15 protein-coding genes are annotated in these 16,688 nt (G+C 47.6%); 5 read left to right on the top strand and 10 right to left on the bottom strand.

The features are described from left to right. Positions 1-83 precede the first annotated feature (83 nt). Complete coding sequence (locus ACT6NU_RS10715) at positions 84-1,913, bottom strand: CDP-glycerol glycerophosphotransferase family protein (protein ID WP_445381669.1); 1,830 nt, start codon at positions 1,911-1,913, stop codon at positions 84-86. After that, positions 1,910-2,599, bottom strand: coding sequence for a phosphocholine cytidylyltransferase family protein (locus ACT6NU_RS10720; protein WP_445381670.1), 690 nt, complete (start codon positions 2,597-2,599; stop codon positions 1,910-1,912). The genes ACT6NU_RS10715 and ACT6NU_RS10720 overlap by 4 nt, the downstream gene beginning before the upstream one ends. Before the next feature lie 180 nt (positions 2,600-2,779). On the opposite strand from ACT6NU_RS10720, the gene ACT6NU_RS10725 reads away from it, so the two are divergent. Continuing rightward, positions 2,780-3,406 carry an adenylyltransferase/cytidyltransferase family protein gene (locus tag ACT6NU_RS10725; RefSeq protein ID WP_445381671.1) on the top strand — a complete coding sequence of 209 codons (627 nt, stop codon included), beginning with the start codon at positions 2,780-2,782 and terminating at the stop codon, positions 3,404-3,406. On the opposite strand, the gene ACT6NU_RS10730 is transcribed toward ACT6NU_RS10725, so the two are convergent. The 3 genes from ACT6NU_RS10730 to ACT6NU_RS10740 form a co-directional block, all read right to left on the bottom strand. Continuing rightward, positions 3,403-3,987 (bottom strand): LicD family protein, encoded by a 585-nt coding sequence (locus tag ACT6NU_RS10730; protein ID WP_445381672.1) that lies wholly within the window; start codon positions 3,985-3,987, stop codon positions 3,403-3,405. The genes ACT6NU_RS10725 and ACT6NU_RS10730 overlap by 4 nt on opposite strands. Positions 3,988-4,085: 98 nt before the next feature. Beyond that, positions 4,086-4,925, bottom strand: a complete 840-nt coding sequence (locus ACT6NU_RS10735; protein WP_445381673.1) for a glycosyltransferase family 2 protein — start codon at positions 4,923-4,925, stop codon at positions 4,086-4,088. 180 nt (positions 4,926-5,105) lie between these two features. Then, the gene (locus ACT6NU_RS10740) at positions 5,106-5,921 is read right to left on the bottom strand and encodes a 2,3,4,5-tetrahydropyridine-2,6-dicarboxylate N-succinyltransferase (protein WP_445381674.1); all 816 of its coding nucleotides are present in this window, start codon (positions 5,919-5,921) and stop codon (positions 5,106-5,108) included. A 97-nt stretch (positions 5,922-6,018) separates the two neighbouring features. Here ACT6NU_RS10740 and ruvX point away from each other — a divergent pair, with 97 nt between their 5' ends. From ruvX to ACT6NU_RS10760, 4 genes are all read left to right on the top strand, one after another. Then, entirely contained in the window at positions 6,019-6,435 is a 417-nt protein-coding gene (gene ruvX / locus ACT6NU_RS10745; protein ID WP_445381675.1) for a Holliday junction resolvase RuvX, read from the top strand. Further along, positions 6,432-7,025 carry a peptide deformylase gene (gene def / locus ACT6NU_RS10750; RefSeq protein ID WP_445381676.1) on the top strand — a complete coding sequence of 198 codons (594 nt, stop codon included), beginning with the start codon at positions 6,432-6,434 and terminating at the stop codon, positions 7,023-7,025. The genes ruvX and def overlap by 4 nt, the downstream gene beginning before the upstream one ends. A 98-nt stretch (positions 7,026-7,123) precedes the next feature. Further along, the gene (locus tag ACT6NU_RS10755; protein ID WP_445381677.1) at positions 7,124-7,561 is read left to right on the top strand and encodes a DUF5606 family protein; all 438 of its coding nucleotides are present in this window, start codon (positions 7,124-7,126) and stop codon (positions 7,559-7,561) included. A 71-nt stretch (positions 7,562-7,632) separates the two neighbouring features. Beyond that, positions 7,633-11,013, top strand: a complete 3,381-nt coding sequence (locus ACT6NU_RS10760; protein ID WP_445381678.1) for an amidohydrolase family protein — start codon at positions 7,633-7,635, stop codon at positions 11,011-11,013. A 6-nt stretch (positions 11,014-11,019) separates the two neighbouring features. On the opposite strand, the gene ACT6NU_RS10765 is transcribed toward ACT6NU_RS10760, so the two are convergent. From ACT6NU_RS10765 to ACT6NU_RS10785, 5 genes are all read right to left on the bottom strand, one after another. After that, on the bottom strand, positions 11,020-12,633 hold the full coding sequence (locus ACT6NU_RS10765; protein WP_445381679.1) for a family 20 glycosylhydrolase: 1,614 nt from the start codon (positions 12,631-12,633) through the stop codon (positions 11,020-11,022). After that, positions 12,630-13,355 (bottom strand): GDSL-type esterase/lipase family protein, encoded by a 726-nt coding sequence (locus tag ACT6NU_RS10770; protein WP_445381680.1) that lies wholly within the window; start codon positions 13,353-13,355, stop codon positions 12,630-12,632. The genes ACT6NU_RS10765 and ACT6NU_RS10770 overlap by 4 nt, the downstream gene beginning before the upstream one ends. Further along, on the bottom strand, positions 13,352-14,236 hold the full coding sequence (locus tag ACT6NU_RS10775; protein WP_445381681.1) for an alpha/beta hydrolase: 885 nt from the start codon (positions 14,234-14,236) through the stop codon (positions 13,352-13,354). Before ACT6NU_RS10775 ends, ACT6NU_RS10770 begins: the two co-directional genes overlap by 4 nt. Positions 14,237-14,366: 130 nt before the next feature. Next, positions 14,367-14,951, bottom strand: coding sequence for a TlpA family protein disulfide reductase (locus ACT6NU_RS10780; protein WP_445381682.1), 585 nt, complete (start codon positions 14,949-14,951; stop codon positions 14,367-14,369). 26 nt (positions 14,952-14,977) lie between these two features. Then, entirely contained in the window at positions 14,978-16,633 is a 1,656-nt protein-coding gene (locus tag ACT6NU_RS10785) for an N-acyl-D-amino-acid deacylase family protein (protein WP_445381683.1), read from the bottom strand. Positions 16,634-16,688 lie beyond the last annotated feature (55 nt).

Here is a 16,688-nt window from a genome sequence, read left to right on the forward strand (position 1 = left end):
CCCAGGCCAGTTCCAAAGGGGTTTAAATTAACGGTGCAAAGGTACCACTTCGCGCTTGTCAAATGAAATACAATTATTGATTTCTATTGTTGATTGCGTCCTAATCGCTTCAGTTCTTTGTAGCGCGAATATACCCCCAGGGCATTAAGGTATGAGATGATCAGCCCTTTCCGGCCATCCAGTATGCCGAGGCGCAGTATAAAGTGGTTCAGGAACTTGTATGTCGGTCTGAGCAGCATCGCCAGCCAGTTAAAACGGGTCCCTTTCCGGAATTCTTCCAGGGCCTTCATTTGTCCGTATCGGAGCATCTTCCCCCTGTAGTCCTCATAAGATCTGTAAGAGTAGTGTATAAGCTGGTGTTCGAGGACACCGGAAGGCCCGTCAACTTTCAGGGTTTCATGCACGATCTTACTGTCGTTAAACTGGCATTTGCTTTTTCGGAAAAGCCTGTAATTTTTATCGCTCTGCCACCCGCTAAATCGCAAAACCCTATCCTTAAACATAAATCTTCTGCGGAAATAATAGGCACTGACCGGGTTTTCCGGCTCGTTTACTTTTTGGTATATTTCGTCCAGGAGCGCATCGGGGATCCGTTCGTCTGCGTCGGTGAAAGTGACCCAGTCATGTTTGGCCTGGTCCAAAGCAAAGGACTTTTGATCGGTAAAATTTTTAAAAGGCCTTTGCAGGAGTCTGGCCTTGGGGTGGTTTTTAACAACAGCTGCCGTTCCGTCTGTACTAAAGGAATCCACCACTATTATCTCATCTGCAAAATTCAGGTTTTCCAGTTTTTTACGGATATGGATAATTTCGTTATAGGTGATCAGCAGGGCAGAGATCGGGGTTGCCATGCTACCTGAGTATGGATTGGTCAAGTGGGGTCCAAAAAGATATCTGATCTTCAATCTTCGGAACCAGGATAATTCGCGTCTATCGGGTACGCCCCGTAGTTCTATGTATTCCCGTGCTGCCCGAATCATTCGCTCGGCAGATTTCCCGTCCTCGTAGGGGTGAAAAGACTGCTTGATTTGCGTCCGTTCTTTTTGATACGGGTCATCGAGCAGGTTAGAGGCTACTAATTTTCGCAGGTCTTTATACTCCATAGTATTTTCCCATCGAATGTTTTCTGCAATGCTACGGAAGGAGATTACCGGTTTGTCCAATAGCAGGAACTCGTAAATAACGGAAGAGGTGTCGCTGATCAGTAGATCCGAAAGGATCAGGTATTTCACAATATTTTTCTCATCAACCACCCGAATACGGGGATGGTTTGCGGCTAAATCCCGGTATTGCTGCACTACCCTGGCTTCCATAAGGTCGTGGAATTTTATCAAAACGAGGTATTCAGGATCATTGGCCAGATCTTGAATTTCATCCAGTAAAAATGGAGCCGAAGTAAGGCTGGGGGAGAAGGTAGGGGCGTACAAAAGTACCCGGGAAGCCCGGTGCTCCTCCAAAAGTTGTGATTTTTCCGCGGCGCATTCCTGGCGCAGCGCTGGTTTCCATAAGATGTCGAGCTTGGGCCAGCCCGTTTCATGAACCTCGAAATTCCCGTGTTTGTTCATGAGCTGCCTGAAGCGATCCGTAAAATAAGGTCCCTGGGTCAGATACAAATCGAAGTAGTGCCGAATCCTGAAATGCCCTTTCTTTTCTCCGGCCAGCCCGTGAAAGATTTGCACTTTTACACCCTTTAAATAATGGGGGACTTCATTGCCGGGTACGAAAATCACATCTGCCGAGAAATGCTGCAGATCCAATATCCGACTGGAATACGCATCTCCCCCGAATGGGAAGCCGTCAAGAAGTTTTTCGGTAACGAACCAGATGTAGGGATGCCCTTCCTTTTTCAGGGCATCGCGGATCGGGCCCATAATCCCGAAGGCATAAGCATTTTGGCAAAAAAGAATAACCTTCATTGGCGGAACATCGAATTGGCATCATCAAGGTCCTCCTTGAAGTCCACCTCCATACAGTCATAGCTGGAGATATCCAGGGCCTCTATCCTGATTCCATCTTTTTGGATGGCAAGTTCGAGACCTCTTTCAAAATAGTCGTTATTGCCGCATTCCTCCAGACGTCGGATAAAGGCCTCCAGGTCCGAAGCGGCTATAAAATTAATACCCACAGCCTCTCCCAGACCACCTTCTACTTCTTTGGAAAGTTGGTCTATGCTGCCTTCACCGTTAAGGGTATACTTTACCTCCTCCTCGCCAACCTTGTTGGTGTTTACTGCCACAAAGGAATTTCCCTTTTCAAGGGAGGGTAATAGTGACTCGAGGAGCCGGTGATCGAAAACTACATCCCCGTTTAGCCATAAGATGTCATTTCCCTGGTTCTTTTTCAGGGCTTTGAGCAAACTTTTGGAGGTGTTGGTTTGGTCAAAGAAAGGGTTATAAATATAGGTCAGTTCGGGAAAACGCTCCATGATGAGGTCTTTTTTAAACCCTACCACTACCTGTATGTTGTCTACGTTAAAATAGCGCGACAGGTTTTCAACCTGCATTCTCATAATGCTTTTTTGATTAGCCAGAGGCGTAAGAGGTTTGGGAAAAGGATTGCCCAAACGCGAACCAATGCCTGCAGCTAAAATAACAATCTTCATCTTGTCGATTTTCAGGTCCCTGCAAGGCCATTTCCTGCTTTGGAACCGGATTGCCGCAAAGGTAATCTTTCTTGGGTAACTGGTGAAATAGGTGGCTCTGGCAGGGAATGTTGGTATGTTCGGCAGTGTCTCAAAGCTATTGATGTGATTTTATTACTTTTGCCACAAAATTCAATTGCAATGAATGAATCGCAGGTAGACAGCTTAAGGACGCAGTTCAGGGAGTGGGATTTTGTGGATGCAGGGCCTGAGGGATGGATACTGTCATCCGCCGGAAAGAAGGCGGCTGCCAATACCTCCGAACTGGTACAGGCGATTCAGGCTTCAGATGTAAAAGGGGATCTGCAAATTTGTATTCATGGCGGTTCGCAGACCATTATTAAGGTGGTAAACCGCGCTCCCAAAAAATATCAGCGCATGTATACCTCCGGATGTTTTGACATTTTCCATTTTGGACATCTCAATATCCTGGAGCGTTCCAAGGACCTGTGTGAGTACCTGATTGTAGGAGTCTCCACCGATGAGTTAATCGAGAAAGAAAAAGGAAGACGCCCGGTCATTCCTTACGAAGAACGGGCCAGGGTTCTGGAATCCATATCGTATGTAGATCAGGTGATCCCCCAGGTGGACAAAAACAAACAAAAGATTGTAGACACCTACCGCATTGACGCGATTTCAGTTGGAGATGACTGGAAGGGACGCTACCCTGCCGTTAGCTGTCAGATGGAATATTTCCCGTACACAAAAAGTATCAGCAGCACTATTCTTAAGGATACGCTGAAACTTACCCTAAACCCCAGAAATTAGGAAAGGGCTTTATCGTCTTTAGTGGTATCCCAGTCTTTTTTGGGCGTTTGCCAATCCCCGTAACGGTAGGTCAGATATCCATCTGTATCCGCAGGAACGCTGTAGGAATGGTTTAAGAATTGTAAGGAACTGATCTTGCTGTAATACGCGAAGGGCACGGATTTTGTCTTTCCATCAATCATCCAGAAGGCCTTATCTCCATGCTTGTATTTAATAAAAATATCCAGGGTTACCTTTCCTTTGAGTAAGCCAAAGAGACGCCGTTTTCGCACCTTTATCATCCTGATGTTTCCAGCTTCAAATGGAGGTTGGCCAGGTCCAAACTTACGTATTCGGACCCGAAGGCCGGCTTTTTTAAGTTTTCGCAGGAAAGTATCGAGGTGTTGGAGTTCGGGAGACATCATGGAAACGTCTATATCGTTGTCCCAGGGAAGTAATCGGTTTTCTCTTCGGATACCCAATAAAGTCCCTCCCTCCAGCCAGTAGGTCATGCCTGCGGATTCCATGAGCTGGCAGACCTGCTCCAGCAATGATTCTGCTTCCTGCAGGTTTTCCCCTTCCAATCTTAGATTGTATGCCATAAGCACAAAGCTACGGAAGGGCTGTGAACTTTCAGGTTCACCTGAATTTTTTTTGGGAGGTATGTATTTACGGAAAACAAGGAATCAGGCAGATGCTTTTAGTTTGCTAAGGGTTCAACCTTATAAACCTTTTTCGCAACGCCTTTGTAACCTGCTTGTTGCAGGCGGTATTGTTGTTCGGCAGTTCGGAGCGCGCGATATCGCTCTACATCTTCCAGTGCTCCTAGGTAGCAGATGGTCAGTCCGTTTATCCCATCCAGGAACCCAAGGCGGAAGAAGAAATTATAGCAAAATTTCCAGAATGGCTTCAAGAGTAGTTTCGCATAGGTGAATCGCTTGTTGTTACGAAACGCTTCCCTGGCCTTTAATTGTCCGTATAGCAACATTTTTTGCCTGTAGGTCTCGAAATTCTTGTAGCAGTAGTGGTCCAGTTTTGCCTTCAGGCAGGCGGTTTTTCCCTGGAGTTCCAGATATTCGTGTACTAATCTCTTACTGGAATATTTTGCCCGGCTCTTTCGAAAGAGGCGAATATTTTTGTCGGTCTGCCATCCGCTGAACTGCAAGGGCCGCTTTCCGAACATAAATTTACGATAAAACCAGTATGCATCTACTCCCGGAGTAGGATCAGCCAGTGTCTTGAGGATTTCATCTTTTAAGGGTGGGGTTACCACCTCATCGGCATCCACAAAAAGTACCCAGTCGTGGGAAGCCTGCTGTAGTGTAAAATTCTTCTGGGCCGTAAAATTCTCAAATGTATGCTGAATAACCTTTATGCCTTCCTGTTGTTTCAGGTATTCGTATGTCCCATCCGTACTGTAGGAATCCACAACGATGATCTCATCGGCAAAGGTGACGGATTCAAGACATTTTTCAATATACCCGATTTCATTATAGGTAATGACAAGGGCGGAGATATGGGCTTGATTTTCTGGTTGCATTGTGATTTACTAAACGAATACGTAAAACCATAACAAAGAAACGAGGAAAAAATTGTTTAAAATCAGGAATTTGTGGGATGTTTCTGTAATTTATGAACCTTTCAAAAAAGCACATGGCATGCTGTTCATCCCTTAAATTATACCTGGTTTTAATGTGGATATCCCAAGGCGCAATGGCTTCTAAACGGAAACGTTGTATTGCCTGAGGGCGTCGTTCAGGGATGTTTTCTTATCGGTGCTGGCTTTCCGCTGTCCGATGATTAGGGCGCAGGGCACCTGATAATCGCCGGCTGCAAATTTTTTGGTATAACTCCCGGGGATTACCACTGAACGCGGAGGGACAAACCCCTTGTGTTCCACGGGCTCCTCCCCGCTCACATCAATGATTTTTGTGGAAGCGGTTAAAACAACATTGGCACCCAATACCGCTTCTTTTCCAACCCTGATCCCTTCCACCACTATACAGCGACTTCCGATAAAGGCATTATCTTCAATAATGACTGGGGATGCCTGCAGGGGTTCTAGAACCCCTCCAATACCCACTCCACCGCTAAGGTGAACATTTTTGCCAATTTGGGCACAGCTCCCTACGGTAGCCCAGGTATCCACCATAGTTCCCTCGTCCACATAGGCACCTATGTTTACATAACTCGGCATCATAATGACTCCGGGCGCCAGATAGGCACCGTGCCGTGCCACAGCATGCGGTACTACCCGTACCCCCTTTGCTTCATACCCTTTCTTTAAAGGGATCTTATCGTGATATTCAAATATACCCGCTTCCAGAGTCTGCATTTTCTGTATTGGAAAATAGAGCACCACCGCTTTTTTGACCCAGCTGTTGATTTCCCAGCCATCCGGCCCCGGACTGGCGCAACGGAGTTTACCCTGATCAATCTGATCGATAACTTCCCGGATAGCTGCCTGGGTTTCAGGCTCCTTTAACAAGTCACGGTTATCCCATGCTGCTTCTATACGCTGGCGAATGGCTGTCATTTTAAAAATTTTGTTCAAAGATAAGGGCTATGAGGGAATTGAACCCGGATTTTTTCAGCTATAACAATTATTGCCCTATTTTTGCAAAAAATGACGCTTGGGAAGAATTCTGGCCTTTGATTTCGGATATAAACGCACGGGAATTGCGGTAACGGACCATCTTAAAATTATTGCCTCCGGTCTCAGTACGGTGCCTACCGGAGAACTGTTTGATTTTCTGCAGCGCTATCTGAAAGAAGAGGAGGTAGAATTATTTGTAGTTGGAGAACCCAGGCAGATGGATAATACCCCTTCGGAAATAGAGGGTGCCATACAGAAGTTTATCCGCAAATTGCAAAAGCGTTTTCCGGGGATACCTGTTGAACGTCAGGATGAACGATTTACCTCCAAAATGGCCGTCAAAAGTATGATAGCAAGCGGCATGAAAAAGAAAAAAAGAAGGGAAAAGGGGCGAATCGATGAAATTAGCGCCACCCTGATCCTGCAGTCTTTTTTAAGTAAGAAAATTATATGATTTTACCAATTGTAGCTTATGGAGACCCGGTGCTCCGCAAAAAGGCAGATTTCCTGGATTCGGATTATCCCGATCTTGAGCAGTTGATATCCGACATGTGGGAGACCATGTACAATGCAAATGGGGTGGGGCTGGCTGCCCCTCAAATTGGCAGGCCGATCCGTCTATTCCTGGTCGATACGGAACCCTTTGCAGAAGATGAAGAACTAAGCGAATCTGAAAGAGCAGCACTTAAGGGCTTTAAACGGGTATTTATCAATGCCCGCATGGATTCGGAAACCGGGGAGAAATGGGCCTTTAATGAAGGTTGCCTCAGCATTCCGGATATACGCGAAGATGTGAGCCGAAAGGATACCATTACCCTCACCTACCAGGATGAGAATTTTGAAGAAAGGACCGAGACCTTTGACGGCTTACTGGCACGGGTAATCCAGCATGAATACGACCATATTGAAGGAATACTCTTTACAGATAAACTTTCCTCCCTCAAGAAACGATTATTAAAAGGGAAACTCACCAATATTTCAAAGGGGAAAATTGAAGTAGATTACAAAATGCGTTTTCCGGCTATGAAAAAGGGCCGTAATTAAACAGACATACCTGCACCCTGCAAATGAGTAATGAAATTTCCCAGAGATTACACCGAAGAAAAAGAAATTAGCATCTTTGCGCAAAAATTGAAAAAGAGATGAGTTTAGACAAGATTTTGTCAATAGGGGGTAAACCCGGATTATACCGCTTGCTTACCCAGACCCGATCGGGCTTTGTAGCCGAATCTCTGGTAGATGGCCGGAAACTGACAGTTGGTCTCAGCGGGAACGTAAGTGTTCTTTCCGAGATCGCAATTTATACCCTGGAGGAGGAGCTCCCCCTGAGGACTGTTTTTGAAAAAATCAAGCAGAAAGAAAACGGTCAGCAAACCGAGATCGATCATAAGGCCGAGAAAATTCGACTAGAAGAGTACTTCTTTGAAATTTTGCCGAATTACGATGAAGACCGGGTTTATGCCAGTGATATTAAAAAGATAATACAGTGGTATAATTTGCTTATCTCCAAGGGCCTTGATGACTTTTCAGAACCGGAAACCCCTGCCCAGGATTCCGAAACTTCAGAAGAAGGGGAATAAGCTCACAAACAGGGTGATACGACCTGTTTAATTTTCTATATTTAGCATCTTGTAACTTTTAAAGACAACTGATGCGACCAACTTTCCTTGCGCGCCTGAGCATATTTATGCTGCTGGGGTGCACCGCCTTGTACGGACAAAAGGAGACCTCTCCGAAAGATTCCACCAAAAAAGCTACCGAAGAATTACCGCTGGAACCGGAGCGAAACATTTCATTTGAGACTCGCGAGGGCACCTGGATTTCCCTGGATGTTAGCCCGGATGGAAAACAACTGGTTTTTGACCTGATGGGAGACCTGTACACCCTTCCGATTTCGGGTGGTACAGCTGAGCCCCTAACCAGGGGATTGGCGTATGAGGTGCATCCGCGTTTTAGTCCGGATGGAAAATCCCTACTGTATATTTCTGATAAAAGCGGCTCTGAAAATATCTGGATAATGGATCTGGAGACTAAAGAAGAGAAACAGATTACCAAGGATAAGGATCAGCACTTTTTTTCTGCCGACTGGACTCCTGATGGCGACTATATCGCCGGGGCCAAAGGGCGGCGAAATATAAAAATGCACCTCTTTCATAAAGACGGGGGAGTAGGTTCACAACTTATCGACAAACCGGATAACCTGAAAACCATAGATCCTGCCTTTAGTGCTGACGGGTCATTGCTTTATTACTCCCGCCGCAACCGCGCCTGGAATTACAATGCGCAATTGCCGCAGTACCAGATTGGAACCTATGATATGGAAGATGGGGATGAACAAGTAATTACCTCGCGTTACGGTTCTGCTTTTACACCTACCCTGTCACCGAATGGAAAATGGATGGTTTACGGGACGCGATTCGAGGAAAAAACCGGCCTGGTCCTGCGTAACCTTGAAAGTGGTGCCGAATCCTGGCTTGCCTATCCTGTTCAAAGGGATGAACAGGAATCCATCGCTTCGCTTGGGGTCTTACCGGGAATGGCATTTACGCCGGATAGTAAAGAACTGATCGTATCCTATGGAGGAAAAATTAAAGCGGTTTCTATTGCTGATAAGACTGCGCGTGATATCCCATTTAACGCCCAGGTGGAACTGGAAATGGGCCCCAGACTGGAATTTGAGTATCCCATTTCCGATTCACCCGAACAGGCGGTTACCCAAATCAGGGACGGGGTGCCCTCCCCGGACGGAAAGCACCTGGCCTTTACAGCACTTAACCGTTTGTACCTGATGGAATTGCCTGACGGGACCCCCAGAAGGCTTACGCGCAATGATTTTACCGAAGCGCATCCGGCCTGGTCCCCGGACGGGAAGTCTATTGTGTTTACGATTTGGAAAACGGATGGGGGACATCTGTATAAAGTCCAGATAAGTGGTAACAGGAATCCGGTACAACTTACCAGGGAAGCCGGTATTTACACCCAGCCATCCTGGTCTTTCAATTCCAACCGCATTGTATTTTTAAAAGGCTCCGCACAAACCTATCAGAATGCTTTCGGACCAACCGCTGCCAGGGCTCAGGAGGATCTGGCGTGGGTCCCGGCCGAGGGCGGCGACATTCGGGTTATCGACAAAGCCAAAGGACGAAACAGCCCGCATTTTTCAAAAACAGACGATCGAATTTACCTCAGCCATCCCACTAAAGGCCTCTTATCGGTTCGCTGGGATGGGACGGACGAAAAGGAGCATTTAAAACTCAAGGGAATTGTAACCTATGGTTCCAGCGATATATTTGATCATCCGGAAGACCACCATGTACTGCCGGAAGCCGATGCCGGTATGGAAAACAATGACAAAGCTTCCCGGCCTACTGAAATCCGGATTTCTCCAGATGGCAGCCGCGCCCTTGCCCAAATTAACAATGATGTCTATTCAGTGGTCATTCCCAGGTATGGAAAAACCCCGGTTATCTCTGTGGCAAAACCCGAGACTGCCAGTTTTCCTGCCGAGAAATTAACGGAACTGGGAGGAGAATTCCCTGCATGGTCTTATGACAGCAAGTATGTACACTGGTCCCTTGGGGCCAGCCATTTCAGGTATGACCTGCTTGCAGGAAAGCAATTTAAAGACAGTCTGGCTGCGGCTGAAAAGGCAAAAAAAGAAGCAATTGCAAAGGATTCAACCCAGGTTAAGGAAGATGACTCCAAAGAAGAAGATAAAATATTTCGGGCCAGCGAATTCAGGATAGCCCTGAACTATACACAGGATATCCCCAAAGGGAATTTATTGTTACAAGGTGTCCGGGTCATTTCCATGAAAGGGGATGAAGTTCTGGAGAATGCGGATATCCTTATCCGTAATAACCGGATACAGGCCATTGGACCTGCGGGAACACTTGACGTTCCAGGTAAGGTTGAACGCATGGACCTAAGCGGGAAAACAGTAGTGCCAGGTTTTGTGGATACCCACGCCCATATGTGGCCCAATTGGGGAGTACACAAAAATACAATCTGGAATTATGCTGCCAATCTCGCTTATGGGGTTACCACTACCCGTGATCCCCAAACGGCAACTACTGATGTGCTTACCTATGCGGATATGGTCAATGCCGGGCGTATGCCTGGCCCCAGAATTTACAGTACCGGCCCTGGAGTTGGCTTCTGGAGGTATAAGCTGAGCAGTCTGAACCAGACCCGAAAAATACTCCGTCAGTACAGTGACTATTACAATACCAAGACCATTAAAATGTATCTGACCGGTAACCGGCAGCACCGCCAGTGGATCGTTATGGCAGCTAAGGAACTGGAACTGATGCCCACCACTGAAGGCGGGTTGGATTTTAAGTTGAATATGACCCAATTGCTCGATGGGTATCCAGGTCATGAACATTCCCTCCCTATCTATCCCATTTATTCAGATGTCACCCATACGATTGCCAGCTCCCAGATGGCAGTAACGCCAACCCTGCTGGTAGCCTACGGAGGTCCCTGGGCTGAAAACTACTTTTATGCCACGGAGGATGTTTGGGGCAATGAAAAATTACAGCGATTTACCCCTTACAAAGAGCTTGCCCAGAAGTCGCGAAGGAGGCCGGGATGGTTTATGGAGGAAGAACATGTGTTTAAAAAACATGCGGCCTTTATCAAAGGTTTGGTAGAGGCAGGCGGATTGGCAGGGGTTGGCAGCCACGGGCAGCTGCAGGGCCTGGGCTATCACTGGGAACTCTGGGCGGTGGCCAGCGGGGGAATGGATAATCTATCCGCCCTGAAGGTCGCAACCATCAAAGGAGCCAAAGCCATTGGCCTGTCGGGGGATCTCGGTTCGGTGGAGCCTGGAAAACTGGCAGACCTGGTGGTGTTGGATGAAAACCCGCTGGATGATTTAAGCAATACCACTAAAATATCCTATGTGATCAAGAATGGCAGGGTTTACCAGGCCGATACGCTGGATGAGGTATGGCCGGAACCTAAAAAAGCCGGGCCATTTCCATGGAATACGCCCGTACCTGAAGGGCTACCCGGAACCGAAGAGTAGTCCCGATTACTTTTCTGTATACCAGGGGAGCTCGGAGTCGGGCTTTCCCCAGGGGACCCGTTCTGAAGGATAGAATTGAATCTTTTTACGAGTGAGATAGGGCAATTGGGCTGCCAATCGGTTTTTATAGTCTTCCCACTCCCGTAATTCAGGCTTTGTCCAGCCAATCTCGGCATAGCCAATCAACCTGGGAAAGGCCAGATATTCCAATTCGGCAATGTTGCTGATGGTCTCAGACCAGAGTGGTGCTTCTATCCCAAGGATATTTTCCTGCCCGATTTCGGGTACGTAAGACTCCGGATCCCATGAATAGGCCGTATCTACTGGTATATAAGCCGCCCAGTGCAGCCCGAAGACCGAAAGGGAATCGTATTGCATATCCAGATAGGCTTTTTTAGCCGGGGAAAAAAGTACCTGCATCCCCTGATTCACAGCCAGGGTAGCATTCTCTTCATCTGCCCAGAACTGGGCTACGGCACTGCTGTCGAGTTTTGCTGTGGCCACTTCATCCCAGCCGATTACACGTTTCCCGTATTTTTTGACAATGGGTGCAACTCTTTCAATAAAATAAACATAATCTGATTTGCGGGTTGAATGGCTTTCATCCCCCCCAATGTGGAAATAAGGCCCCGGGCTCATCGCGGAGATTTCTCGTACCACATCTTCTATAAAGGCGTATACTGTATCCTTGCGGGTGTCGAAAGTGCTGAATCCGACAGCTGTCCCTGTGTATAGTTGCGGGGTTTTCCCATTACCGTTCAGAAAGGGGTAAGAAACAGAGGCTGCATTGGTATGCCCGGGCATATCCACCTCGGGAACAATGGTTATATGCCTTGCCGCCGCATAAGCTACGAGCTCCTGGTATTCTTCCTGGGTATAAAACCCGCCGGGCCCGCCACCTACCTCTGTACTTCCACCCACCTCCGTAAGCTTTGGCCAGGACTTGATTTCGATTCGCCAGCCCTGATCATTGGTCAGGCCGAGGTGGAGGACATTCATTTTGTAATAAGCCATCACATCCAGGTATTTCTTGACATCCTCTACAGAAAAAAAGTGCCTGGCCACGTCCAGCATGCTGCCCCTGTAGGCGTAACGTGGGGCATCTGTGATTTTTCCGCTGGGCAGGGGCCAGATGGGGTAGGGTGCAAGGGTGTCATTGGATGCTTCGGGGATGATCTGGCGAAAGGTTTGTACGGCTCGGAATGCACCTGCTGCACTTCCGGCATTGACCAGGACCGTATCCCGGCTGATGTAAAGTTCATAGGCTTCTTCAGCCATTGCCTCAGAAAGGTTTAAATAAACCGCACGGTGAATTTCAGCGGTATTCGCACCGTTCAACGGGACTTCCAGGCCCGTTTGCTCCTTAATATAATCTGACAGCATAGCGGCTACTTCGGCAAGCCCGGCATCGCCGGCACCGGAATAGATAGCGGTATGCTGGTCCAGGCCAAACGCGTTTTCAGTTGCAATAACACTGGCTGGCTTCGGAATAAGGGGAACGGCGGCCAGGTCGGTCTTGGGAAATTGGATTTGGGGGACGCTATTGTCTGCACATTGGCTGAAGATGACCAAAAGGGCAAAGCAAAATAGGCATTGGAAAAGCAATCGGGATAATCTCATGGTTTACGGGTATTATTTTTCGGGTTTAATTCAAAAAAGCGACTGAGGGTTCGGGTCCATATGATATAGCCTTTCCGGTTCATATGCAGGCCGTCTTCTATAAACAGAGAGCGATCCAGTGTTTTGCCATTCAGCATCGGGTTCCATACATCTGCAAAATACAACAGATCATTTTCGCTGGCGAATTGTTCCAGCTTGCGGTTGAATCGCCGGTATTTACCCCTTAGACGCCAACGACTTACACTGGGTTTGGCCGAGATAAGTACCAGGGGGATTCCCGGAAATCGGGCGTGTATTTCCCCCACAATTTCGGCTAAGGTGCTCAGGACCTGCCCGGGTCGTTTTTTTTCAAATAGATCATTATCCCCTTCATAAATAAAAACCTGTTCAGGCTTGTATTTCAAAACCAATACATCCAGGTAGTAAAGCAGGTCTGTAGCCTGGGAACCCCCGAACCCCGTGTTTACGATTTGCTTTTTACTGAAAACACTATCCAGCCCGCTCCATAGTCGAATACTGGAACTACCGGTAAAGACAACTGTAGCCTGCTCAGGGTTCCAAATACTGTCGTATTTATTGGCCAGGTCTTCTATCTCCGTTTTAAAGCGACGGGGATCCTGAGCATTTAGTTGGAGGCAGAGGGCAGGTACAAACGCTAAAAAAAGGTAAAATCTGTAAGGGGATCCGGAAAGGAGTTTGCCCGGAAGTCCTGTAAGGCTCATCTGGAATCGTTTAGTACGTGTACCCCGGACCAGTCGTAAAATCGGGAAATCCATTGGTCGGAGGGGAGGTTTTGTTTTTTCATTCCAAAGCCATGCCCTCCGGTACTGTACATATGCAGGCCGGCTACCTTGCCTGCTTCCAGCCAGGAATTGTATAATTCCACACTGCCGGGGGCCAGGTCAAGGGGGTCATCAGATGCACAGATAACCAGCATAGGCGGAGCATTCTGTGGGACCGCTTCCACTGGATAAGCTGTGGTCCAGGCATAGACGGGAACCACAAAATCAGGGCGGTTAGCTGCCTCGCTTCTATAGGTTACCCCCATAGTAACCGCACCTCCTGCGGAAAACCCCATAAAGCCGATTTTGGCAGGGTTGATGTTATATTTATCTGAATGGGTTCGAATGTGCGAAATGGCATTGAGCCCATCCTGCACGGAATAGGGCATTACCCTTGAAACCTCTTCCATAATTTTGGCAGGGTTTTGTTGGCTGAGGACCGTTATTTCCTGCACCCCGTCTTCCCCGCTGGGAACCAGGCGATATTTCAGGACAAAAGCCGTAAATCCTTTTTCGCTAAGCCATCTTGCCACTTCCCGTCCTTCGCTTTCGATACTCAGCGCATACAACCCTCCTCCGGGGGCAATGATAACCGCAGCCCCATTATGCTGCTCTGCAGGCGGGTAAAAGACCTCCATCACGGGTTCCGACACATTCGTTATTACCTGATTCTGCCAGATGTTAGAAAAATAGTCTTTTTCTCCCCCTTCCCAATTGACGCCTGGCACGGGCTCATGGGCAACCCGAATTTGTTCCGTTTGAGCGGATAAAAACAACGGTATCAAAAGAAAAAATCCAAAACATTTAAGTCTCGAGGTCATAGCAATTGAATTTGATGGGTTCGGGCAGGACGTTTTGTCAAAAATAGTGCAGAAGCAACTATCCTCCAGTAAAATACCGCCTTCTGTTTATCTCCGAAAGTTACTGAATTTAGGATACTTTTTATTTTTTTTAATAGCTCTGGGCAGACTCTTTTTCTTGTTCTTTTAAGGATTCTGGGTCAAGATATTCTTTAAACAGTTGATTTTCAATCGAAAACTGGATTTTCTCAATATCCGCGAGGCCTTGTTGCCGGTAAAGTACTTCTCCCTCAGGCGAAAGCAGAAGGGTTAAGGGGAGCTCGCCTGCCCAATCCGGATCAAGATTCTCTATAATTTGATTTTCCACTGATACCCTTGCAATGTAGTTGGGCACGGCTGCTCCCTTTTGCTTCAGAAATTCGAGTACCGATTCTTTATGAGCCAGCTGATCAACAGAAAGGGTCACAACCTCGAATTTTCCAGAACCGTATTTCCGCTGCAAATTCATATAATCTGGAAATGCTTCGTTACAGGATTCACACCAGCTGGCCCAGACCGTCAGTAACCGCAATCTCCCCGGCGATGAACGCAGATTCTCAATAGTATCCGGATCTGCTTCAATCAGTTCTATGGGTATCTTTTGCCAGCCCTGCCCGAAGTTACCTTTGTTACCACCAGGGTTGCATCCCAGGTAAAGGAGGCAAAATAGCAGTAAAGGTGACATTTTGTGCGCCATTTGAAATAGTGTTAGCCCTGCAGGGATTATTTATTGACTTTCTTTCCGTAACCGGGTCCCCTTACAAACCTGCCTGGAAAAGCCCCAGTATGTTCCCCGTTTCGAATAACGGCCTGCCCGTTTACAAAAACATGGGTTATCCCAGTAGCGTACTGGTGAGGCTTCTCAAAGGTGGCATGGTCCTGTACTTTTTCAGGATCAAACAGTACCAGGTCTGCGAAATAGCCATTTTTGAGCAAGCCTCGTTTTTTTAGTCTAAGGTTTTCAGCCGGTAACCCACTCAGCCTTCGTACGGCCTCTTCAAGGGAAATTAGCTTTCTTTCCCTGACGTAATGTGCCAGCAGCCTGCTGAAAGATCCGTATGCCCGGGGATGGGTGCTTTGTGCCAGGAAGGGCCCTTCGTTTGTGTAAGACCCGGCATCTGAACAAACAGCCATATAGGGTAGCTTCAATTTTTTCTCAATATTTTCTTCCTTCATGGAGAAATAAACCACCTGAATCCGGCTGTCATCTTCGTAGATCAGGTCTGCAACCGCTTCTGCCGGGCTGATATTCCGCTCGGCTGCCACCTCGGCAAGGGTTTTCCCTATAAGGTCCCGCAGGTCTTTATTTTTAAAACCCACCAGCAGAATATTTTCCGGGGGTACGTGGAAGGACACCTCTGCAATCATCTGTTTTCGCCGGGCGGGATCTGCCATAAGTTCCATAGTGGCCAGATGGCCACCGTCTTTAGCCCATGCCGGCAGCAGGACATTCAGGCCGGTAGAACTCGCATTGTACATATACATATCAGTAGTAATCTGCAGCCCCTCTTCCCTTGCCTTATCAATAAGGCTGATGGCGCTGTCCAAAAGGTGCCAATTGGCTTCTCCGGAAGCCTTGAAGTGATAAACTTCAGAACGGATGTCTGCATCCCGGGCAATTTGAATCAGTTCTTTTACGGCAAAGAGAAGGCTGTCTTCCTCATTGCGGATATGGGAGATATACATGCCGTCATATTCAGCCGCCACTTTGGCCAGTTCCGTTATTTCCGCTGTTCCGGCATGTCCACTGGGGACATAGATCAGGGAGGTAGACATGCCTACTGCCCCCTCTTCCATGGCCTGCCGGACCAGGGATTTCATTTTATCCATTTCTTCTGAACTGGGCGGGCGTTTTTCGTATCCCATCACATACTTACGAAGGGTCCCGTTTCCAATAAAGGAGGTGACATTGGTAGAAACCCCCTTAGATTCCAAATGTTCCAGATATTCTCCAAGGGTGTTCCAGGGAACTTCGTACTGCAATTCCTGCTGGCCTTCTATCATTTCTGACTTCATTTCCGCATTGAGTGGCCCCATGGATCTGCCTTCCCCCATTACTTCCAGGGTAACCCCCTGCCGGATATCACTTTGTGAACGCCCGTCCACCAGCAGGGTCACATTCGCCCAACTAAGCATGTTGATAAAGCCGGGTGCCAGGTGCAAGCCAGAGGCATCCAGCTCCTCAGCGGCCACTGCTTTACTCAGGTCACCTATAAAGGCAATGGTGTCTGCCTGTATGGCCAGGTCCGCATCATAAGCCGGGTTACCGGTACCATCCAGGATGCGTGCATTACGGATAATCAGGTCATAAGAGGGCGAAGTGCTGCAGCTAACCGTCAGTAATACGGCAAGTAAAAAGGACAAAGCGTATTTGTTCATCTTATCAGATAGGTTGTTGTCTCTTAAAATTACTGTAAATCCGGCTGGTAACCAA

The organism is Robiginitalea rubriflava, assembly GCF_052540725.1.